The organism is Antarcticimicrobium sp. (assembly GCF_029212575.1).
GTDB lineage: Bacteria > Pseudomonadota > Alphaproteobacteria > Rhodobacterales > Rhodobacteraceae > Antarcticimicrobium.
In genome coordinates this window covers 1-20,883 of sequence record NZ_JARGPK010000047.1, presented here as the reverse complement: position 1 = coordinate 20,883, position 20,883 = coordinate 1, and the positions used below count along the sequence as shown (strand labels likewise).

Below are 20,883 nucleotides of genomic sequence, written 5' to 3'. Positions count from 1 at the left end.
GCTCTATCCGCCTGCCTACCCCCGCCCGTGCGGTTCCCAGAGGTCGGGCTCGGCCACCATGGGCACGATCCGGTACGGGTTGATCGCGTCATGGCTGAAGTAATAATGGCGCACGATTTGATCGAGGTTCACCGTCCCCGCGACCCCCGGCCATTGATAGAGTTCGCGCGTATAGGCCCAGAGGTTGGGGTAATCGACGATCCGTTTCCTGCTGCACTTGAAATGCACATGATAGACCGGGTCGAAGCGGATCAGCGTGGTGAACAGGCGCCAGTCGGCCTCGGTGATCCGATCGCCCATCAGATAGCGGGTCTCGCCCAGCCGTTCCTCCAGCCAGTCGAGCGTATCGAACAGCGGTTGCACCGCCTCGTCATAGGCCGCTTGCGTGGTGGCAAAACCGGATCTGTAGACGCCGTTGTTGAGCGTGTCGTAGATCCGCGCGTTGACCGGCTCGATCGCTTCTCGCAGATCCTCGGGCCAGAAATCCGCCTGGTTGCCGGTGAGCCCGTCGAAGGCCGCGTTGAACATGCGGATGATCTCCGAGCTTTCGTTCGAGACGATGGTCTCGCGTGCCCGGTCCCAGAGGATCGGCACCGTCACCCGCCCGCTGAACGCCGGATCGGCGCGGGTATAGATCTGGTGCGCGAAGTCGTGGCCGTACAGCAGGTCGCCGGTGGCGCCATCGAAATCGGTAGAGAAACTCCAGCCGTTCTCCAGCATGTCGGGATGGACCACGGAAACGCCGATGTGATCCTCCAGCCCCTTGAGCGCGCGAAAGATCAGCGTGCGATGGGCCCAGGGGCAGGCGAGGCTGACATAGAGGTGATAGCGCCCCGATTCGGCGGTAAAACCGCCGGTTCCGCTGGGTCCGGCGCTGCCGTCGGTGGTGATCCAGTTGCGGAATTGCGCCGCCGCGCGTTGGAACCGCCCGCCTGACTTGGCGGTGTCGTACCAGGCGTCATGCCATGTCCCGTCGATCAGCAAACCCATCGTGTCCTCCTTGGTGTTGCAACGGGACTTAGGCGGCGCCGCCCCCCTTGCCCATCCCCATGGCTGCGCATCTCCCCTGCGTCGCTGCACAAGCGGGTGCTGCAAAAAGGCAGCGGGTCGCGGTCATCTGGGCGACATTCCGGTTTGAGTTCTTGCCTTCGTGCCGTCCGCGCCCAAAGTGAAACCCGCCTTGGGGAGAATCTTGACGTGACTACCTATCTTTCGGACGAATTGCGCGCCGGGCTGGATGCGGCGCGGCTGGCGGGGCTGAAAAAGGCCAGCCGGTTGCGGGTGCTGGCCGGCGAGGAGTTTCACAAGGTGTTGCGGCTGTGGCGCGACGGATTCTCGGTCGAGGCCGGGGAGGGCGCGCGGTTGCGCGGGCTGGTCGATCTCTACGACGGTAGCCGCCACCTCTACCAATGTCTGATTGTCGCCGCCGAGGAAGAAGACGGAGAGATGCGGTACGAGTTCAAGCGCTCCACCGCGGTGACCGACCGCGCGCCGCTGGACTACAGTCGCGACCCCGAGGCGCCGGCGGCGCTGCTGCCCCGGCCGGAGTGACCCCGGGCGCTTACCTGTGGGAGGACGGGACGTGTAGAGTGGGCAATCTTCCCACCGAACATGGCGAATCGGCGTATCTCGGTGTGGAATCCTGAAATCGTGGTGGGCAAATTGCCCACCTTACGGCCTTTGCTGTTTTGGGGCGCTCGGTACGAACAGGCCCGGGCCTATTGCAGATCGCCAAAGGCCGCCGTCAGCCGGGCGCAGGCGTCCTCGATCCGTGCCCGCTGGGTGCCGAGGTTGAACCGCAGGAAGTTTTCGCCGCCCAGCCCGAAGGTGGGGCCGTGGTTGGCGGCGATCCTGGCCTGCTGCTCGACCCGTGCGGTGAACTCCGCCCGCTCCATGCCGGTGCCGGAGAAATCGACCCAGGCGAGGAAGGTGGATTCGAGCTCCATCGACTTGAGGCCGGGGATCCCGGCGATGGCGGCGTCGAAAAGCCTCCGGTTGCCGTCGAGATAGACCATCAACTCATCGACCCAGGCCGCGCCCTCGGGCGAATAGGCCGCCGCCAATACCGCCTGGCCCACCGAGTTGCCCGACAGGTTCAGCGCCGCCATCCGCGCCGCGAAGCGCGCCCGCAGCCTGTCGTCGGGGATGATCACGTTGCCGGTGTGCAGCCCGGCCACGTTGAAGGTCTTGGAGGGGGCGGTCAGCATCATCAAACGGTCGGTGATCGCCGGGTCTGCCACCGGCATCGGCAGGTGCTTTTGCCCCGGATAGACCAGGTCGTGATGAATCTCGTCCGAGATCAGCAACAGGTCGTGGCGGCGGCAGAAATCAGCGACGCCCTGCAACTCCTCCCTGGTCCAGACCCGGCCACCCGGATTGTGCGGCGAACACAGGATCACCATCTTCTCGGCGCCGGTCATCTGCGCGTCCCAAGCCTCGAAATCCAGCGCATAGCGGCCATCGTCGTTGACCATCTCGCACTCGACCACCTTGCGCCCGGCATTGCGGATCACCTTGGCAAAGGCGTGGTAGACCGGGGTGAACAGCACGATCCCGTCGCCCGGGGCGGTAAAGGTGTCAAGGCACATGCCCACACCGTTGACCAGCCCGGTGGTGGTAAAGATCCAGTCCGGCTCGACCGACCAGCCGTGGCGGGTGTCCATCCACCAGCGGATCGCGCCGGTGTATTCCTCGGTGTTGTCGAAATAGCCGAACACCCCATGCCCGGCCATCTCGCGCATCCGCTCCAGCACCACGTCAGGCGCGCGGAAATCGGTGTCGGCCACCCACATCGGCAGCCCCTCGTCGGGCGAAACGCCGTAGATTGCTTCCATCTTGTCCCATTTCGCGCAATGGGTGCCGCGGCGGTCGATGATCTCGTCAAAATTCATGGGGGTCTCCGTCTGGTTGCGGCGGAGGCTAACGCGGATTGCGACGGGCGCAAGGGGGGGCGTTGCGGAGGGCGGGGCGATCGCCTAAATCACAGTCATGAAACGTTCGATCCTGATCCATCCCGACCCCCGGCTGAAAAAGCTCTGCGCGCCCGTGCCCGACGTCTCGGACGAGCTGCGCCGCCTGGCCGACGACATGCTGGAAACCATGTACCAGGCCCCCGGCATCGGCCTTGCCGCGCCGCAGGTCGGGGTGCTGGACCGGTTGATCGTACTGGACTGCGTCAAGGAGGAGGGGGCGGAGCGGAGGCCCATGATGATGTTCAACCCCGAGATCCTGGCCAGTTCGGACGAGACGAGCAGCTATGAAGAGGGCTGCCTCTCGATCCCGGAGCAATTCGCCGAAGTGACCCGCCCCTCCGAGGTCGAGGTGACCTGGATGGACCGCGACGGCAACGCCCGCAAGGAGACCTTCGACGGGCTTTGGGCGACCTGCGTGCAGCATGAGATCGACCACCTGAACGGCAAGCTCTTCATCGATTATCTCGGCCCGATGAAACGGCAGATGATCACCCGCAAGATGCAGAAGCTGAAACGCGACATGGCGCGCACCTGACATGGTCGCACGCCCGACCCTGCGCTGGCCCGACAGGCGGCTGCGCACCCCGGCGGAACCGGTCGAAGAGATCACTGAGCAGATCCGCGCCACCTGGGCCGACATGATCGACACCATGGAGGCGATGCCGGGCGTCGGCCTCGCCGCGCCGCAGATCGGCGTGATGCTGCGGCTGGCGGTGGTCGACGCCTCCGACGCGCGCGGGCAGGCGGTGCGCATGGCCAACCCGGAGGTGCTGCACGCGTCGGTGCAGCCGCGCGCGCACGAGGAGGCCAGCCCCAATCTGCCCGGGGTCTCGGCCCGGATCGAGCGCCCCCGCGCAGTCACCGTGCGGTTTCTGAATGAACAGGGCGAGGTCGAGGAGCGCGATTTCGTCGGCCTCTGGGCGACCAGCGTGCAACACCAGATCGACCACCTGGCGGGCCGGATGTATTTCGACCGGCTGAGCAAGGTGAAACGCGACATGCTGCTGCGCAAGGCGCGCAAGCTGGCCGACTGACCGAGCAGGCGCCCGCCAAGTGACGCCGCGTTCCTCCGCGCGGCGGTGCTTTGACCTTTGCATCCGTCCCGGAACCCGCGATTTTCCGGGTGTCAAAGACCACTAAGGAAGGGCGCACATGGCCGAGGAAACACTTAATTTCATCCCCTTCGAGCGTTTCGAGGTCGGGCAGGTGCAGGAATTCGGTGCCTATGAGGTGACCAAGGACGAGGTCATCGAGTTTGCCAGCAAATACGACGCGCAGTTCTTTCACCTCGACGAGGAGGCGGCGAAAAAGTCGCTGTTCGGCGGGCTCTGCGCCAGCGGCTGGCACACCTGTGCGATGACCATGGCGATGATGGTCGAGAACATGAACAAGACCGGCCGCTCGCTGGGCTCGCCCGGCGTCGATTCGCTGCGCTGGCTAAAACCCGTCTATCCCGGTGAGGTGCTGTCGGTGCGCATGGAGGTGCTGGAGCTGACCGCGTCGAAAAGCCGCCCGATCGGTTTCGTGAAAAGCAAGGTGACGGTGCTGAACCAGGACGGCGTGCCGGTGATGGAGTTCATCAGCAACGGCATCTTTCCCCGCGACAAGGGCTAGCACGCCGCAGATGCTGGACATGGGGCGGCGCGTGGCTAAGGTGCGCGGCGTTGATCCCCCGGCGACAAGGCAGAGGTCAGGCGATGCGCATCATCTTCATGGGAACCCCGGAGTTTTCGGTGCCGGTGCTCGACGCGCTGGTCGGGGCCGGGCACGAAATCGCCTGCGTCTACTCCCAGCCACCGCGCCCCGCCGGGCGCGGCAAGAAGGATCGCCCGAGCCCGGTGCAGGCGCGGGCCGAGGCGCTGGGCCTGCCCGTTCGCCACCCGGTCCGCCTGAAACGGGCCGAGGAACAGGCGGAGTTTGCGGCGATCAAGGCCGACGTCGCCGTCGTGGTCGCCTATGGGCTGATCCTGCCGCAGGCCATTCTGGACGCGCCCGCCAGGGGTTGCCTCAACATCCATGCCAGCCTGCTGCCGCGCTGGCGCGGCGCCGCGCCGATTCACCGCGCGATCATGGCCGGCGATGCCGAGACCGGCGTCTGCATCATGCAGATGGAGGCCGGGCTGGATACCGGGCCGGTGCTGCTGCGCGAGGCGACGCCGATTGGCGCGCAGGAGACCACCGCCGAACTGCATGACAGGCTGTCCGGGATGGGGGCGGCGCTGATCGTGCAGGCGCTGGAGCGGCTCGACGACCTGGCGCCCGAGCCGCAGCCCGACACCGGCGTGACCTATGCCGAGAAGATCGACAAATCCGAGGCGCGGGTCGACTGGACCCAACCCGCCGAGGCTGTCGACCGCAAGATCCGGGGCCTTTCGCCCTTTCCCGGCGCCTGGTGCGAGATCGACGGCGCACGGGTCAAACTGCTGGCCTCACGCCCCGCCGTGGGCAGCGGCGCCCCGGGCGAGGTGCTGGACGACGCGCTGACCGTCGCCTGCGGTACGGGCGCGGTGCAATTGACCCGCTTGCAACGGGCGGGCAAGGCGGCGCAGGATGCGGATGTGTTCCTGCGCGGTCTTGCCGTGCCTCCGGGAACGCGGCTGGCGTAGGCCGGAGAGGAGACGGACGGATGATCCTGACGTTGATGGGCACGGTGGTGATTGCCGGGATCGTCGGCTACGCCGCCGAGAAAACCGGCTTTACCCGCAACGGGATCCTGCAATCCATCATCATCTGCATCGGCGGTGCCTTCCTGTTCTACTACCTGCGGCTGATGTTCGGAATCGGTTTCGGATCGCCGGGGATGAATGCCATCGTCTCATCGGTCGGGGCGCTGATCATCGTACCGTTCCACTGGCGGAGGTAAGGCAATGAGTATCGTTTTCCTGATCATCATCGGCGCGGCGGCGGGGTTTCTGGCCACCCGGATGATGAAGGTCGAGGCCGACATCCCCACCACCATGCTGATCGGCATCGTCGGCGCGTTGCTGGGCGGGCTGATCCTGCGGGCGCTGCTGACCATGATGGGCGCGCTGTCGGGCTTCGTCGGCGCGGTGCTGGGCGCGATGCTGGTGATCTGGCTCTGGCAGACCTATTTCCGGCGATAGGGCGGCGCCGGGGCGCTGCGGGAAACCTGCAATCGCCTGCCCGGTCTGCCGAGCCCGCCCGTCTTGACAAAGGCTGGCGCGGAGGGACCGAACCCATTACGCTCAAGGGTTCGGCCCGTCGCTTTCGGGCGGCAGGCGGTTCCACTCGGTTCCCGGAGAGCCCGTGCCATGAGAACGCGTTTCATCCATAGCATCCTGCAACTGCGCAAGCGCCTCTGGGCCAAGCCCGCACTCTATTGCTTTCTGGCGGTGGTCGCCTCGCTCCTCGCGCAGGCGGCGGATTACTGGTCCGCCGGGCGCCTGCTGCCCGAGATCACGCCAGATACGATCCAGACGCTGTTGACGATCATTTCTTCGTCGATGCTGGCGGTCGCGACCTTTGCCGTGGGCTCGATGCTGGCCAGCTATTCCTCGGCCAGCGCCTCGGCCACGCCGCGCGCCTTCGCGCTGGTGCTGGCCGATGACGTCTCGCAGACCGCGCTGTCCAGTTTCATCGGGGCCTTCATCTTCAGCATCGTTTCGATCGTCGCGCTCAAGACCGGCCTCTATGGCCGGGGTGGGTTGTTCGTGCTGTTCGTCCTGACCCTGGCGATCTTTGCTTGGGTCATCCTCACCTTCGTGCGCTGGGTCGACAATATTGCCCGCCTCGGTCGGCTGGGCACCACGATCGACAAGGCCGAGGCCGCCGCGCGCACCACCCTGAGGGAGCGGCGCATGATGCCGTTCCTCGGCGGGTTGGAGAAGACGCAACGCACCGAACTTCGCGGCGTCCGGGTCTTTTGCGACGACATCGGTTACGTCCAATACGTCGACATGAAGGCCTTGCAGGCCATCGCGGAGGACCATGAGTTGCGGATCATGGTCGATGCCATGCCCGGTTCTTTCCTGGCGCCGGGGCGGCCGGTGGTGATCCTCGATACAGACGAGGATCCCGACGAGAAGATCGCCAGGCGCATCGCGAACGCCTTTGTCATCGGTGAAAACCGGACCTTCGACGAGGATCCGCGGTTCGGCCTTATCGTGCTGTCCGAGATCGCGGCCCGGGCCCTGTCGTCGGCGGTGAACGATCCCGGCACCGCCATCGTGATCATCGGGCGTTTCGTGCGGCTGTTCTCGGCATGGGCAAGGCCGGTGGAGGAGGGCGAAAGGACCGAAGAGATCCATGATCGCGTCATCGTCCCGACGCTGGAACTGGCGGAGATGTTCGACGATGCCTTTACCGCGATCGCCCGCGATGGCGCCGGCACAGTCGAGGTCGGCATCCGGCTGCAGAAGGCGTTCCTGTCGCTCTCGACCCTCGATTTCCCCGGTTTCCCCGCGCAAGCCCGCCGACATTCCGCGCTGGCGCTGGATCGGGCCAGGGACCGGCTGCCGTTGCAGGACGACGTCACACGGCTGGAGCGGATCGCGCGCCTGCTGGCCTGAGCGGCGGGCTTCCGGCCAGGGGCCCGCGAACGCCCGCGTTTGAAACCCGGGCGTTTTCGCCTAGACTGGAGCTGTTTCGCGGCAAGGGGCCGGTCATGCGCGTTCTGTCACTGATCCTCGTCCTTCTGGTCCTGCCCTCGGCCCTGCTGGCCGGGCGGGTGGCGCTGGTGATCGGCAATTCCGACTATTCCGCGGTGGCGCCGCTGGACAACCCGCACAACGATGCCGCCGCCGTGGCCGAGGCGTTGGAGCGGCAGGGATTTGCCGTGCTGCGCGGCACCAACCTGGGCCGGATCGGCATGCGCGATGCGCTGCGCAAGTTCCGCGACATGGCCGACCGCTCCGAAATTGCGCTGGTCTACTACGCCGGTCACGGCATCGAGATCGGCGGCACCAATTACCTCGTCCCGGTCGATGCCCGTCTGGAGGACGAGCGCGACGCGCCGCTGGAGATGGTCGATCTGGATCTTGTGTTGCGTCAGATTTCCGGCGCGCAGGTGATGAAGATGGTGGTGCTGGACGCCTGCCGCAACAACCCCTTCGTGATCCGCATGCAGCAATCGGGGGGCAACCGCGGCGTCAGCCAGGGGCTGGCTGATATCCGTACCAACCAGAGCGATACGCTGGTCGCCTATGCCGCCGCCGCAGGCGCGATCACGCCGGACGGACCCGAGGGCGGCAATTCGCCCTTTACCGCCGCCTTCCTCGCGGCGCTGGACGGACCGCCGGCCGATGTGCGCCGGGTGCTGGGCCGGGTCCGCGACCGGATGCGCCAGTCGGTGCCGGGGGCGGCACCCTTTGTTTATTCCTCGCTGGGGGGCAGCGAGTATGTGATCAACCCCAGGAGCGGCGGCGGCGTCCCCACGCCGCCCGCGCCCGCCGTTCAGGCGGCCCCCGCCGCCGGGCCGTCGCTGGCCGAGGATTTCGTGCGCATCGACCGCGACGGCACCCTGGCCGACTGGGATGCTTTCCTGATCCGGCACGAGGGACAGAGTGATCATCCGCTCTATGCCTTTGCGCTGGAAAAACGCGAGGCGCTGCGGCGGGCGGCGCGGAGCGAACCGAATGACACGGGCGGGCGGCGCGAAAGCCTCGCCGCCCTCATCCCCACCCCGACCCCCGTGCCGGGGCCCGCGCCCGCCATTCAGGACCTGCCGTCCAGCGACGTTCTGGCCCGCGACATCCAGCGCATGCTTCGGGTCAGCGGCTGCTATCGCGGTGGAATCGACGGGATTCTCGGGCGCAATTCACGGCGTGGGCTGGTGACCTTCGGCGAGGCTGCCGGTGTCGCCGTGCCGACCGCCGGTCTTGGCGATGCGGCACAACTGTTGCGTATCCGCACCCTGCTCGAGACGCACGCGGGGGTCGAATGCCCGCGCGCGCCGGTGCGCACCACCGTGCGCAAGCCGGCGGTCACTGACGGGGGGGGAAAGGCGACATCGCCCGCCGCCCCGGCGGACAAGGACGCAGCATCGCAGGCCCAAAAGGGCACCAATATCACCGGCGCGACGACGCGCAAGGACACGACCAAGATCGCTCCGATCCGGCCGGCAGACTGCATCGGCGCGCGGCGCAAGCTGCATGACTGCGACTAGGCTTTTGTCTTGAACGGTTTCATGCCCTCGCGGGCCAGCTCGTCGGCGCGCTCGTTCTCCGGGTGGCCGGCATGCCCCTTGACCCATTTCCAGGTCACCTTGTGGCGCGCCTGCACCGCGTCAAGCCGTTGCCACAACTCGGCGTTCTTCACCGGTTTTTTCGCCGCGTTCTTCCAGCCGTTCTTTTTCCAGCCGAAGATCCAGCCGGTGATGCCGTTCTTCACGTAATTGCTGTCGGTGACGATGGTCAACTCGCTGGCCCGCGTCAGGCTTTCCAGCGCGTTGATCGCCGCCAGAAGCTCCATGCGGTTGTTGGTGGTCTGCGCCTCGCCGCCCTTCAGCTCGCGCTGCTTGACGATCTCGCCGCCCTCCATCGCGCGCAGAAGCACCCCCCAGCCCCCCGGGCCGGGATTGCCGGAACAGGCCCCGTCGGTATAGGCGATGAGTTCAGCCATGGGCGAGCACCGAAATCCAGGGCGCCGTGGTGCCGTCCAGCCCCTCGCTTGCCCCGTGTTTGACATCCCCGGGCGCGAAGCCCGCCGTGCGGAGGTGGTCCATCAATTCGTCCTCTGAGAAATAGGTGTAGTGCCGCCCGATGCTGTCGCGGGCTGCCCCCTTACCCAGCTTTAGCCCGATGAGGAAGACCCCGACGGGTTTCAGGGCGCGATGCAGTGCCGCCAGATGGCGCGGGAAATCGGGGCGCGGGGCGTGCAGCAGGCTGAAGTTGGCCCAGATCCCGTCATAGGTTGCGTCGCCCGCGATGTCGTCGAATGTGGCCTGCCGTGCGGTCACGCCCGGATGGCGGGCCGCCATCGCCACCATCGCGGCCGAGGCATCCACCGCCTCGACCACCAACCCCGCCTCGGCCATCCTTGCCGCTGCCGCCCCGGGCCCGCAGCCGAGATCCAGCACCCGGCCACCCTTGGGGCAGGCCGCGATGAAGGCCGCCAGACGCGGATCGGCGATGTTGTATTGGTCGGTCATTTCGGCGTAATCCGCCGCGCGCTGGTCGTAAATGCGGATCGTTTCGGGATCGCTCACAGCCAGACCCCCACCGCGAGACAGCTGATCGCCACCACGCTCAGCAGCAGCCGCAGCCGCATCCACCAGGGCGGCGTCAGCCCCCAATGGGAAAACGCCGCGTCGAGCAGCAGCAGCCCGGCAAAGCCGAAGATCAGGTTGGTCCCCGCCGCCACCGGTCCGCCGCCGGTCATGAAGAACGCCCAGAGTGCCGGAATCACCGACAGCACATATCCGGTTGCCGCCTGTCCGCCATCGGCCCTGGCAGCAAATCCCCAGAGCACCCCGGACATGAAGCTGAGGATCACCGAGCCGTAGAACAGCTGGATGTAGGGCCCGACGAAGCGCGGCCCCAGGCGCGCCGCGCCCCAGGCCTGCAGATCGCCGTTCAGATAGGTCGCAGCGCCCCAGAGAAACGGGATAAGACCGACCAGACCGAGCAGCAGCGGGGCAGGGGGGATGCGGTGCATCGGGCGCTCCGCTCAGGCAGGCGCGCGCAGCAGGCGCGGCACCTTGAATTCCACGTTTTCGGCGGCGGTTTGTACAGTCTCCACCGTGACATCATAGCGGGCGCGAAAGGCGTCGATCACCTCGTTCACCAGCACCTCGGGGGCAGAGGCCCCGGCGGTGATGCCGACGCTGCCGATCCCCTCCAACGCGCGCCAGTCGATGTTCCCGGCCCGCTGCACAAGCTGGGAATAGGAACAGCCGGTCTTCGCCCCGACCTCGACCAGACGGCGGGAGTTCGACGAGTTCGGCGCGCCCACCACCAGCATCGCGTCGCATTTCCCGGCGATCGCCTTGACCGCCTCCTGCCGGTTGGTGGTAGCGTAGCAGATGTCTTCCTTGTGCGGCCCCACGATGGCGGGAAACCGCGCCTTGAGGGCGGCGACGATATCGGCGGTGTCATCGATGCTGAGCGTGGTCTGGGTGACATAGGCCAGCCGGTCGGGATCGCGCACCGCAACCCTCGCCACGTCCTGCGGCGTCTCGACCAGCACCACCTCGCCCTCGGGCAGCTGGCCCATGGTGCCGATGGTTTCCGGGTGGCCGGCATGGCCGATCATGATCATCTGCAACCCGTTGTCGAAATGCCGCTGCGCCTCGATATGCACCTTGGAGACCAGCGGGCAGGTGGCATCGACATAGACCATGTGTCGCCGCGCCGCCTCGGAGGGCACCGATTTCGGAACCCCGTGGGCCGAGAAGATCACCGGGCGATCCTCCGGGCAGTCCGCCAGTTCCTCGACAAAGACGGCGCCCTTGTCGCGCAGCCCGTCTACAACGAACTTGTTGTGCACGATCTCATGGCGCACGTAGACCGGCGCGCCCCATTTCTCCAGCGCCATCTCGACGATCTTGATCGCGCGGTCCACCCCGGCGCAAAAGCCGCGCGGCGCGGCGAGATAGAGGGTGAGGGGCGGTTTGGTCATGTCGCGGTCTCCTTGCCCCGACAGGTAAGACCTCTGCGCGCGATGGTCCAGCCCGCGCGCCACTCACGCGGGCGTGATTGGACCTTCCGGCGGGGGAAGCTGGCAGGACCGCGAGAGGCTATCGAAGCGCAGGAGAACGGGATGAACAAGACCAAGGCGGGGATTTCCGCAGGGATCGGTGCGCTGGCGCTCTCGGCGGCGGTTATCTGGTGGCAGACCGGGGCTGAGGCGCAGCAGGGGCTTTTGCCCTATACCGATACCGAAGCGGTCGCGCGCGGCGCCGAGATTTACAAGGGATTTTGCGCCAGTTGCCACGGCTTGGGGCGGCAGGGCGCGCCGAACTGGCGCGACCGCGATGCGGACGGCTATCTTCCAGCCCCGCCGCACGATGAGACCGGCCACACCTGGCACCATCCGGACAAGCAATTGCTGGCGCTGACCTGGCACGGCACGGCGCAGATTGTCGGCAACGGCTACAAGAGCCGCATGCCAGGGTTCAAGGATACCCTCGACCCGGACGATGTCCTGGCCGTCCTGGCCTATATCAAGAGCACCTGGCCCGACGCGGTGATCCGGCAACACAACGCGATCAATGCGCAGGCGGGCGGCTGACCGCCGCAACCGGGCCCCAACCCGGCGCGGCGACAGATGCCCGCCCCGCGTTCAGTTGCTGGCGTAAGCCACGTTGCGCGTGTCCGACGACTGGTGCTCGCGCGGGGGGCGCCCGATCACTTCCTTCAGCTCTTCCAATTCGATGAAGTTGTCGGCCTGGCGACGCAGGTCGTCCGAGATCATCGGCGGCTGGCTGCGGATGGTCGAGACCACCGAAACACGAACCCCCTGGCGTTGCAGGCTGGCCACCAGCGGACGGAAGTCGCCGTCACCGGAGAACAGCACGATATGGTCCACGCGCGGCGCCAGTTCCATGGCATCGACCGTCAGCTCGATATCCATGTTCCCCTTGACCTTACGGCGGCCCATGCTGTCGGTGTACTCCTTGGCCGGCTTGGTGACCATGGTGAACCCGTTATAATGCAGCCAGTCCACCAGCGGGCGGATCGGCGAATACTCGTCATTTTCCAACAGCGCGGTGTAATAGAATGCCCGCAGAAGCTTGCTGCGGCGCATGAACTCCTGGCGCAGCAGCTTGTAGTCGATATCAAAACCCAGAGCCTTGGCTGCGGCGTAAAGATTCGATCCATCGATGAACAGCGCAAGCCGTTCGTCCTTGTAAAACATATAAATGTCCTTCCGAAATGATCAGTTCGCCGTGGTGTTCCGAGAGTGAGTGATTAAATCTGGCGAAATGATGGGAACAAAATAAGAGAAATCGAGTGTACCGCAAGGCCCGCGACCAGTCGAAAGGCCGACTGATATGACCGAAATCCGGTCAAATACCTGTGTAGCGCTGGGCGCGAACCTGCCCTCCAGCGCCGGATCGTCACGGGACACCCTGGTCGCGGCGGTCGCCGCCATGGCCGAGCGGGGGCTGCTGATTCGTGCCGTGAGCCGGTTTTTCACGACCCCCTGCTACCCGCCCGGTGCCGGGCCCGACTATGTCAATGCGGCTGTAAAGGTGGCCTGCGACCTCGCGCCGGAGGCCCTGCTCGGGGTTCTTCACGAAATCGAGGCCAGCTTCGGACGCGAGCGGCAGCTGCGCTGGGGCATGCGCACGCTGGATCTTGATCTACTGATGATGGACGACGTGATTGCGCCCGATCCGGCCACCCACGACCATTGGCGCGACCTGGATGTCGCGGCACAACGCCGCATGGCGCCCGAGGGGCTGATCCTGCCGCATCCGCGGCTCCAGGATCGCGGCTTCGTGCTGGTGCCGCTGGCCGATATCGCGCCCGACTGGGTGCATCCGGTCCTGCGGCAGCCGGTTTCGGCGCTGCTGGCGGCGCTGCCGGCCGGGGATCTGGCGCAGATCCGGCCGATCTGACCCGCCCCGCGCGACCCTGCGCCGAGCCACCTTGTCAACCCGGAGATTCGCCGCTACAAAGCCCCGCTCTGGACCCGGATTAGTATTGGAGATCTCCCGATGGCCCGCGTGACGGTTGAAGATTGCGTTGACAAGGTACCGAACCGGTTCGAACTGGTGATGCTGGCCGCACATCGTGCGCGCGAGGTTTCCGCCGGCGCACCGATTACGGTGGACCGCGATAACGACAAGAACCCGGTCGTTGCCCTGCGCGAGATCGCCGACGAAACCCAGAGCGCCGACGAGCTGCGCGAGCGGCTGATCGAATCGAACCAGACCCAGATCGAGGTCGATGAGCCGGAAGAGGACAGCATGGCCCTCCTGATGGGCGCCGAGGCCGACAAGCCGGCCGAGGACGACATGAACGAGGAAATGCTGCTGCGCAAGCTGATGGAGGCCCAGGGCCAGGGCTGATCGGGCAAACGAGGATGCGGACCGGATGATCTCAGCCGAAGACCTGATTGCGCTGGTCCACAACTACAACCCGAAAACCAACGCCGCCCGCATCGCCGACGCCTATGCCTTCGGATTGGAGATGCACGCGGGGCAGACGCGCCAGTCGGGCGAATCCTATTTCAGCCACCCGGTCGCCGTCGCCGCGATCCTGACCGAGCAGCGGCTCGACGATGCCACAATCATCACCGCGCTGCTGCACGACACCATCGAGGATACCAAGGCCAGCTATTCCGAGGTGACGCGCCGGTTCGGCTCCGAGGTGGCGGAACTGGTCGATGGCGTTACCAAGCTGACCAACCTCCAGCTCTCCAGCCGCGAGACCAAGCAAGCCGAGAACTTCCGCAAGCTGTTCATGGCCATGTCCAAGGATCTGCGGGTGATCCTGGTCAAGCTGGCCGACCGGCTGCACAACATGCGCACCATCAAGGCGATGAAGCCGGAAAAGCAGGCCCAGAAGGCACGCGAGACGATGGATATCTTCGCGCCGCTGGCCGGGCGCATGGGCATGCAGTGGATGCGCGAGGAGCTCGAGGACCTGTCGTTCCGGGTGCTCAATCCGGAGGGGCGGCAATCGATTATCCGCCGCTTCATCACCCTGCAGCGCGAAACCGGCGACGTGATCCACCGGATCACCGGCGACATGCGGCACGAACTGGAAAAGGCCGGGATCGAGGCCGAGGTCTTCGGTCGGGCCAAGAAACCCTATTCGATCTGGCGCAAGATGCAGGAAAAGGAACAGGGGTTCTCGCGCCTGTCGGACATCTACGGATTCCGCATCATCACCGGCAGCGAAGAGGATTGCTATCGCACCCTGGGCACCATCCACCAGCGCTGGCGTGCGGTTCCGGGGCGGTTCAAGGATTACATCAGCCAGCCGAAATCGAACGGCTACCGCTCGATCCACACCACCGTGTCGGGCCGCGACGGCAAGCGGGTCGAGGTGCAGATCCGCACCCGCCAGATGCACGACGTCGCCGAAACCGGGGTGGCGGCGCATTGGTCCTATCGGGACGGGGTGCGGTCGGAAAACCCCTTTGCTGTCGATCCGGCGAAATGGATCGCCTCGCTGACCGAACAGTTCGACGCTGAGGAGGATCACGAGGATTTCCTCGAGGCGGTCAAGCTTGAGATGTACTCCGACCAGGTGTTCTGCTTTACGCCCAAGGGCGATGTGGTGAAGCTGCCCCGCGGCGCGACGCCGATCGACTATGCCTATGCGATCCACACCCGCATCGGTCATGCCTGCGTCGGCGCCAAGGTCGATGGCATCCGGGTGCCGCTCTGGACCCGGCTCAAGAACGGCCAGTCGGTCGAGATCATCACCGCCGAGGGCCAGACGCCGCAGGTCACCTGGCTGGAGATCGCCACCACCGGCAAGGCCCGCTCGGCGATCCGCCGCGCCCTGCGCGAACTGGACCGAGGCCGCTTCATCAAGCTGGGGCACGAACTGGCGCGCTCGGCCTTCGAACACGTCGGGCGCAAGGCCACCGACAAGGCGCTCGACGCCGCCGCGCGGCACCTGCGGCTGACCAATCGCGACGAGTTGCTGGCGCGGCTGGGCAGCGCCGAGCTGACCGCGCATGACGTCGTGCAGGCGGTCTATCCCGAGCTGGCCCGCGACGATGGCGACCAGGTGCCGCCGCGCCGGGCGGTGATCGGGGTGCAGCCGGGTCAGAGTTTCGAACGCGCGCCCTGCTGCCAGCCGCTGCCGGGCGAGCGCATCGTCGGCATCACCTATCGCGGCAAGGGCGTCGTGGTGCACACAATCGACTGCGACCGGCTCAGCGAGTTCGAGGAACAGCCGGGCCGCTGGGTCGATCTGCACTGGCATTCGGGCACCCACCCGGCGGTCTATACCGTGACCCTGGACATGACCATCGGCAACGACGCGGGCGTGCTGGGGCGTATTTGCACATTGATCGGTGAGAAAAAGGCCAATATCAGCAATCTTGTATTCGTGGATCGCAAGCCCGATTTCTATCGTCTGATGGTGGATGTCGAATTGCGGGATGTGGAGCAGCTCCACTCGCTGATGCTGATGCTCGAGGCCGAAAGCGACGTGGCCTCGGTGGAACGCTACCGCGAAACATCACCGGCCCACGCCGCGGCGGGCTGACGGCGGCGCCGGGACCAAGGGGACGACGAGGTTGGTATTCAAACGCCGGGATCGACGCTCGCTCTTCAAGATCGTCCTGGAGTTCTTTTATCCCCGCGGCGGCTGGTACCGCGCCTTTCTTTACGTCAAACACCGCGTGCGCCGCCTGCCCGACACGCCCGAACGGATCGCGCGTGGCATCTGGGCCGGGGTATTCACCACCTTCACCCCGTTCTACGGCATGCACTTCGTGGTCGCCTTCCTGATCTCGCGGCTGATGCGGGGCAATCTTCTCGCCGCACTCAGCGCCACGTTCTTTGGCAACCCACTCACCTATGTGCCGATCGGGGTAATCTCGCTGCGAACCGGGCATTTCCTGCTCGGCACGCAGTTCGACGAGGCCCGGCACACCGGGTTTCTGGGCAAGTTCGCCTATGCCGGGCGGGATCTGAGGGACAATATCATCGCGCTCTTTACCGACCGTGACGCCGACTGGAACGGGCTGGCGGCCTTCTACCACGATATCTTCTATCCCTATATGGTCGGGGGGCTGATCCCCGGCGCGGTGGCCGGCACCATCGCCTATTTCGTCAGCGTGCCGCTGATCCGCGCCTACCAGAAGCGGCGCCGCGCCAAGATCAAGGCCAAGTTCGAGGCGATCAAGAAAAAAGCCAGCGCAGAGGCTGACCTTGTCGCAAAGCCGGACTAATGTCTGCGCGAATTCTCTGATCAGGAGTCCCTCAATGACCGAATCCCGTCTGCGGCTGGGCGTGAACATCGACCACGTGGCTACCGTGCGCAACGCACGCGGCGGCGCCTATCCCGACCCGCTGCGCGCCGCGAAACTGGCCGAGGCGGCCGGCGCCGACGGCATCACCGCGCACCTGCGCGAGGATCGCCGCCACATCTCGGACGCCGATATCGAGGGGCTGGCCGAGGCGCTGAGCGTGCCGCTGAACTTCGAGATGGCGGCGACGGACGAGATGCAGGCGATCGCGCTGCGGCACAAACCGCACGCGGTCTGCATCGTGCCCGAAAAGCGCGAGGAGCGGACAACCGAGGGTGGGCTTGAAGTGGCGCAGGACGAAGCCCGGCTGGCCGGTTTCATAGCACCCCTGCGGGATGCCGGCTGCCGGGTGTCGCTGTTCATCGGGGCGGACCGGCCGCAGATCGAGGCCGCCGCGCGCATCGGCGCCGAGGTCATCGAGTTGCACACCGGGGCCTATTGCGATTTCCACGCCGAGGGGCGCGTCGCGGCCTGTGACGAAGAGCTGGCGCGCCTGCGCGATATGTCGACGCTGGCGACCTCGCTGGGGCTCGAGGTGCACGCCGGTCACGGTCTGACCTATGACACGGTTCAGCCGATCGCCGCCTTCCCCGAGGTGCGCGAGCTGAACATCGGGCATTTCCTGATCGGAGAGGCGATCTTTCGCGGCCTCGATCCGGCGATCCGCGAGATGCGCCGCCTGATGGACGAGGCGCGGGCGTGACCCCGGCGCCGACAGCGACTTTTCTGAAAAGTCGCGGCAAGAATCTTCAGAAGATTCTTGCCCGGATACGGATGGAAACGGAGACGCCATGATCCTCGGGATCGGCACCGACCTGGCCAATATCGACCGGGTGGCGCGTACGCTGGAGCGTTTCGGCGACCGGTTCCGCAACCGCGTCTTTACCGAGGTCGAACAACGCAAGGCCGAGCGGCGCCGCGACGTCGCCGGCACCTATGCCAAGCGCTGGGCGGCGAAGGAGGCCTGCTCCAAGGCGCTGGGCACCGGGCTGCGCATGGGCATCGCCTGGAAGGACATGGGCGTCAGCAACCTGCGCACCGGCCAGCCGGTCATGCATGTCACCGGCTGGGCCGCCGAGCGCCTGGCGCAGATGACCCCGCCGGGGCACGAGGCGATCATCCATGTCACCCTGACCGACGATCACCCCTGGGCGCAGGCCTTTGTCGTGATCGAGGCGTGGCCCATCGCCGGGGTCGGGGCCCCGGGCGGGCCCTCGGCTTGACTTACCCCGGTCCGGCCCGCAAGAAGCGACCGAGCCCATCCCAACCCTGACGGAGAGCCGAATGGCCCGAACTGAAAAAACCGGACACGCCCTCTGGGAGACGATCAAGACCGTCGTCTATGCCCTGCTGATCGCCGGGGTGTTCCGCACCCTGTTCTTCCAGCCGTTCTGGATTCCCTCGGGCTCGATGAAGGAAACCCTGTTGATCGGCGATTTCCTCTTCGTCAACAAGATGGCCTATGGGTATTCCTTCGCCTCCTGCCCCAACATCAAGCTGCCCGCGATCGGCATCAACATCGATGCCGAGAACCTCTGCGGCTTTCTCAAGCGCGACAACGCTCGCGTCTGGGGCGGAGACCCCGAGCGCGGCGACGTGGTGGTGTTCCGCCACCCGGTTACCGGCGCCGATTTCATCAAGCGCCTGATCGGCCTGCCCGGCGACCAGATCCAGGTCATCGACGGGGTGCTGCACATCAACGGCGCGGCGGTGAAGCTCGAGGACGCCGGCGTGTTCACCGAGATTTCGGCGCCGCAGGGGCCGCAGGGCTATCGCCCGCGCTGTGAAAACGGCCCGGTGGGCAACGGCGGCGCCTGCGAGAAGTCGCGCCAGATCGAGACCCTGCCGAACGGCGTGCGCCACGCCATCCTCAACATCGGCGACCAGAGCTCGGATCACACCGGCATCTACACCGTGCCCGAAGGCTATTATTTCTTCATGGGCGACAATCGCGACAATTCCAGCGACAGTCGCCTGCCGCAGGCTGCGGGCGGGGTGGGCTTCGTTCCCTACGAGAACATCGTCGGCCGGGCCGACCGGATCATGTTCTCCTCTGCCGGGCGGTCGATGCTGTACTTCTGGACCTGGCGCGGCGATCGGTTCTTCAAGGGGATCGAGTGAAACTTTCGGCCGAACTGAAGACCTTTGAAGACAGGATCGGGCACCGGTTCCGGCGGCCCGAACTGCTGCTGCGCGCCCTCACCCACGGCTCGGTCTCCTCGCCGACGCGGGCCGACAACCAGCGGCTCGAGTTTCTCGGCGACCGGGTGCTCGGGCTGGTGATGGCCGAGGCGCTGCTTCTGGACGACAAGACCGCGACCGAGGGCCAGCTTGCCCCGCGCTTCAACGCGCTGGTGCGCAAGGAGGCCTGCGCCGAGGTCGCGCGCGAGATCGATCTCGGCGCGGTGCTCAAGCTGGGGCGCTCCGAAATGCTCTCGGGCGGGCGGCGCAAGCAGGCGCTGCTGGGCGATGCGATGGAGGCGCTGATCGCCGCCGTCTACCGCGATGCCGGGTTCGAGGCCGCGCGCGACATGATCCTGCGGCTTTGGGGCGAGCGTATCCGCAGCGTCGAAGAGGATGCCCGCGATGCCAAGACCGCGCTGCAGGAATGGGCGCAGGCCCGCCGCCTGCCGCCGCCCAGCTATACCGAGGTCTCCCGCGCCGGTCCCGATCACGCCCCGGTCTTTACCATCGCCGCGCGGCTGGAGACCGGCGAGGAGGCGCAGGCCACCGCCGGCTCGAAACGCCAGGCCGAGCAATCCGCCGCCAAGGCGCTGCTGGCGCGGCTGGAGCGGGCATAGACTCCAGGGGACCGGAACCGCCAAGGGCGCCGGGCGATTGACCCGGCCCTGCGCGATCGCGGCACCCCCTCCCTAGCCAACCCGCGCAAAATCCTCTATCGGAACCCAATTCAACAACGGGAATCCCTTATGACCACACGCGCCGGATTCGTCGCCCTGATCGGAGAGCCCAACGCGGGCAAGTCCACGCTGACCAACGCCATGGTCGGTGCCAAGGTGTCGATCGTCACCCACAAGGTGCAGACCACCCGCGCCCGTATCCGCGGCGTCGCGATGGAGGGCGAGGCGCAGATCGTCTTTGTCGACACTCCGGGCCTGTTCCGCCCGCGCCGCCGGCTTGACCGCGCCATGGTCGCGGCGGCCTGGGGCGGGGCAGCGGATGCCGATATCATCGTGCTGATGGTCGAGGCCCATCGCGGCGTCACCGAGGGGGTCGAGCGCATCCTTGAGGGATTGCAGGAGATCGGCAAGGGCCGCACCGTGGCGCTGGCGATCAACAAGATCGACCGGGTCAAGGCCGAGACCCTGCTGGTCCTGGCCAAGGATCTGAACGCCCGCTACCCCTTTGCCGAGACCTTCATGATCTCGGCCGAGAAGGGCCACGGCGTACCCGCCCTGCGCAAATGGCTGGCCGGGGAACTGCCCGAGGGGCCGTGGCTTTACCCCGAGGACCAGATCGCGGATCTGCCGATGCGGATGATCGCGGCCGAGATGACCCGCGAAAAGCTGACCCTGCGGCTGCACCAGGAACTGCCCTACCAGCTCACCGTCGAGACCGAGAACTGGGACGAGCGCAAGGACGGCTCGGCCCGGATCGACCAGTTGGTCTATGTCATGCGCGACGGTCACAAGGGCATCGTGCTGGGCCACAAGGGCGAGACGATCAAGGCCGTCTCCAAAGCCGCGCGCGAGGAACTGGAAGAGTTTCTCGGCCGCAAGGTGCACCTCTTCCTGCAGGTCAAGGTGCGCCCGAACTGGCTGGAGGAATCCGAGCGCTATTCGGAAATGGGGCTCGACTTCAAGGACGGGAACTGAGCGCCATGCGCCTGACCGCCCGGTTCTGGGTCGATGCCTATCTGGCCCGCCTGCGCCTGCGCGAGATCCCCGCCTTTGTCACCGCCCATGGCGACGACACCGCCGGCGCGGTTCTGGTCAAGCTCAACACGCTTGACGGGCAGGCGGTGCTGTTCCAGCGCGGTTTCGATCTGGAC

At 66.2% G+C, this 20,883-nt stretch carries 27 protein-coding genes; 20 read left to right on the top strand and 7 right to left on the bottom strand.

What is annotated here, in order from left to right; all coding sequences use genetic code 11:
• Positions 1–15: 15 nt before the first annotated feature.
• The gene (locus P1U75_RS09355; protein ID WP_300242449.1) at positions 16–990 is read right to left on the bottom strand and encodes a glutathione S-transferase family protein; all 975 of its coding nucleotides are present in this window, start codon (positions 988–990) and stop codon (positions 16–18) included.
• Between the two features lie 207 nt (positions 991–1,197).
• Between P1U75_RS09355 and P1U75_RS09350 the strand changes: the two genes are divergently transcribed.
• The gene (locus tag P1U75_RS09350; protein ID WP_300242448.1) at positions 1,198–1,551 is read left to right on the top strand and encodes a hypothetical protein; all 354 of its coding nucleotides are present in this window, start codon (positions 1,198–1,200) and stop codon (positions 1,549–1,551) included.
• A 167-nt stretch (positions 1,552–1,718) separates the two neighbouring features.
• Here the strand turns inward: P1U75_RS09350 and P1U75_RS09345 are convergent, their stop codons facing one another.
• Positions 1,719–2,891 carry a MalY/PatB family protein gene (locus P1U75_RS09345; protein ID WP_300242447.1) on the bottom strand — a complete coding sequence of 391 codons (1,173 nt, stop codon included), beginning with the start codon at positions 2,889–2,891 and terminating at the stop codon, positions 1,719–1,721.
• 97 nt (positions 2,892–2,988) lie between these two features.
• Between P1U75_RS09345 and def (P1U75_RS09340) the strand changes: the two genes are divergently transcribed.
• The 8 genes from def (P1U75_RS09340) (at position 2,989) to P1U75_RS09305 (ending at position 9,096) form a co-directional block, all read left to right on the top strand.
• A complete protein-coding gene (gene def, locus P1U75_RS09340; protein ID WP_300242446.1) occupies positions 2,989–3,507 on the top strand; it encodes a peptide deformylase in 519 nt (172 codons plus the stop codon).
• Position 3,508: 1 nt separating this feature from the next.
• Entirely contained in the window at positions 3,509–4,006 is a 498-nt protein-coding gene (gene def, locus P1U75_RS09335) for a peptide deformylase (RefSeq protein WP_300242445.1), read from the top strand.
• A gap of 118 nt (positions 4,007–4,124) precedes the next feature.
• Positions 4,125–4,586: a MaoC family dehydratase gene (locus P1U75_RS09330; RefSeq protein ID WP_300242444.1), complete on the top strand. Its 462-nt coding sequence runs from the start codon at positions 4,125–4,127 to the stop codon at positions 4,584–4,586.
• A gap of 83 nt (positions 4,587–4,669) precedes the next feature.
• Positions 4,670–5,578 (top strand): methionyl-tRNA formyltransferase, encoded by a 909-nt coding sequence (gene fmt, locus P1U75_RS09325; protein ID WP_300242443.1) that lies wholly within the window; start codon positions 4,670–4,672, stop codon positions 5,576–5,578.
• Between the two features lie 20 nt (positions 5,579–5,598).
• Positions 5,599–5,835, top strand: a complete 237-nt coding sequence (locus P1U75_RS09320) for a hypothetical protein (protein ID WP_300242441.1) — start codon at positions 5,599–5,601, stop codon at positions 5,833–5,835.
• A gap of 4 nt (positions 5,836–5,839) precedes the next feature.
• Entirely contained in the window at positions 5,840–6,076 is a 237-nt protein-coding gene (locus tag P1U75_RS09315; protein WP_300242440.1) for a GlsB/YeaQ/YmgE family stress response membrane protein, read from the top strand.
• Between the two features lie 168 nt (positions 6,077–6,244).
• A complete protein-coding gene (locus tag P1U75_RS09310) occupies positions 6,245–7,501 on the top strand; it encodes a DUF2254 domain-containing protein (protein WP_300242439.1) in 1,257 nt (418 codons plus the stop codon).
• Positions 7,502–7,596: 95 nt separating this feature from the next.
• Complete coding sequence (locus P1U75_RS09305; protein WP_300242438.1) at positions 7,597–9,096, top strand: caspase family protein; 1,500 nt, start codon at positions 7,597–7,599, stop codon at positions 9,094–9,096.
• On the opposite strand, the gene rnhA is transcribed toward P1U75_RS09305, so the two are convergent.
• Genes rnhA through ispH form a run of 4 tightly spaced genes read right to left on the bottom strand, consistent with a single transcriptional unit; the run spans position 9,093 to position 11,549 of the window.
• The gene (gene rnhA / locus P1U75_RS09300) at positions 9,093–9,551 is read right to left on the bottom strand and encodes a ribonuclease HI (RefSeq protein ID WP_300242437.1); all 459 of its coding nucleotides are present in this window, start codon (positions 9,549–9,551) and stop codon (positions 9,093–9,095) included. The two genes, P1U75_RS09305 and rnhA, sit on opposite strands and share 4 nt — an antisense overlap.
• Positions 9,544–10,137 (bottom strand): methyltransferase domain-containing protein, encoded by a 594-nt coding sequence (locus tag P1U75_RS09295; RefSeq protein WP_300242436.1) that lies wholly within the window; start codon positions 10,135–10,137, stop codon positions 9,544–9,546. Before P1U75_RS09295 ends, rnhA begins: the two co-directional genes overlap by 8 nt.
• Positions 10,134–10,586, bottom strand: a complete 453-nt coding sequence (locus P1U75_RS09290; RefSeq protein WP_300242434.1) for a DUF3429 domain-containing protein — start codon at positions 10,584–10,586, stop codon at positions 10,134–10,136. The genes P1U75_RS09295 and P1U75_RS09290 overlap by 4 nt, the downstream gene beginning before the upstream one ends.
• Before the next feature lie 12 nt (positions 10,587–10,598).
• A complete protein-coding gene (ispH, locus tag P1U75_RS09285; RefSeq protein WP_300242433.1) occupies positions 10,599–11,549 on the bottom strand; it encodes a 4-hydroxy-3-methylbut-2-enyl diphosphate reductase in 951 nt (316 codons plus the stop codon).
• Between the two features lie 141 nt (positions 11,550–11,690).
• Here ispH and P1U75_RS09280 point away from each other — a divergent pair, with 141 nt between their 5' ends.
• Positions 11,691–12,161, top strand: coding sequence for a cytochrome c (locus P1U75_RS09280; RefSeq protein WP_300242431.1), 471 nt, complete (start codon positions 11,691–11,693; stop codon positions 12,159–12,161).
• Positions 12,162–12,212: 51 nt separating this feature from the next.
• On the opposite strand, the gene P1U75_RS09275 is transcribed toward P1U75_RS09280, so the two are convergent.
• Positions 12,213–12,788: an NYN domain-containing protein gene (locus P1U75_RS09275; RefSeq protein WP_300242429.1), complete on the bottom strand. Its 576-nt coding sequence runs from the start codon at positions 12,786–12,788 to the stop codon at positions 12,213–12,215.
• Positions 12,789–12,924: 136 nt separating this feature from the next.
• Between P1U75_RS09275 and folK the strand changes: the two genes are divergently transcribed.
• The 10 genes from folK to P1U75_RS09225 form a co-directional block, all read left to right on the top strand.
• A complete protein-coding gene (gene folK, locus P1U75_RS09270) occupies positions 12,925–13,494 on the top strand; it encodes a 2-amino-4-hydroxy-6-hydroxymethyldihydropteridine diphosphokinase (protein ID WP_300242427.1) in 570 nt (189 codons plus the stop codon).
• A 99-nt stretch (positions 13,495–13,593) separates the two neighbouring features.
• Complete coding sequence (rpoZ, locus tag P1U75_RS09265) at positions 13,594–13,947, top strand: DNA-directed RNA polymerase subunit omega (RefSeq protein WP_300242425.1); 354 nt, start codon at positions 13,594–13,596, stop codon at positions 13,945–13,947.
• 25 nt (positions 13,948–13,972) lie between these two features.
• Entirely contained in the window at positions 13,973–16,105 is a 2,133-nt protein-coding gene (locus P1U75_RS09260) for a bifunctional (p)ppGpp synthetase/guanosine-3',5'-bis(diphosphate) 3'-pyrophosphohydrolase (protein WP_300242423.1), read from the top strand.
• Between the two features lie 31 nt (positions 16,106–16,136).
• On the top strand, positions 16,137–16,793 hold the full coding sequence (locus tag P1U75_RS09255) for a DUF2062 domain-containing protein (RefSeq protein WP_300242421.1): 657 nt from the start codon (positions 16,137–16,139) through the stop codon (positions 16,791–16,793).
• Positions 16,794–16,827: 34 nt separating this feature from the next.
• The gene (locus P1U75_RS09250; RefSeq protein ID WP_300242419.1) at positions 16,828–17,574 is read left to right on the top strand and encodes a pyridoxine 5'-phosphate synthase; all 747 of its coding nucleotides are present in this window, start codon (positions 16,828–16,830) and stop codon (positions 17,572–17,574) included.
• An 88-nt stretch (positions 17,575–17,662) separates the two neighbouring features.
• Positions 17,663–18,094, top strand: a complete 432-nt coding sequence (gene acpS / locus P1U75_RS09245) for a holo-ACP synthase (protein WP_300242417.1) — start codon at positions 17,663–17,665, stop codon at positions 18,092–18,094.
• A gap of 61 nt (positions 18,095–18,155) precedes the next feature.
• Positions 18,156–18,992, top strand: a complete 837-nt coding sequence (gene lepB / locus P1U75_RS09240; RefSeq protein ID WP_300242415.1) for a signal peptidase I — start codon at positions 18,156–18,158, stop codon at positions 18,990–18,992.
• A complete protein-coding gene (gene rnc / locus P1U75_RS09235) occupies positions 18,989–19,672 on the top strand; it encodes a ribonuclease III (RefSeq protein WP_300242413.1) in 684 nt (227 codons plus the stop codon). The genes lepB and rnc overlap by 4 nt, the downstream gene beginning before the upstream one ends.
• Positions 19,673–19,801: 129 nt before the next feature.
• Complete coding sequence (era, locus tag P1U75_RS09230) at positions 19,802–20,707, top strand: GTPase Era (protein WP_300242411.1); 906 nt, start codon at positions 19,802–19,804, stop codon at positions 20,705–20,707.
• Positions 20,708–20,712: 5 nt separating this feature from the next.
• On the top strand, positions 20,713–20,883 hold a 171-nt coding region (locus tag P1U75_RS09225; RefSeq protein WP_300242459.1), incomplete at its 3' end, for a DUF1491 family protein.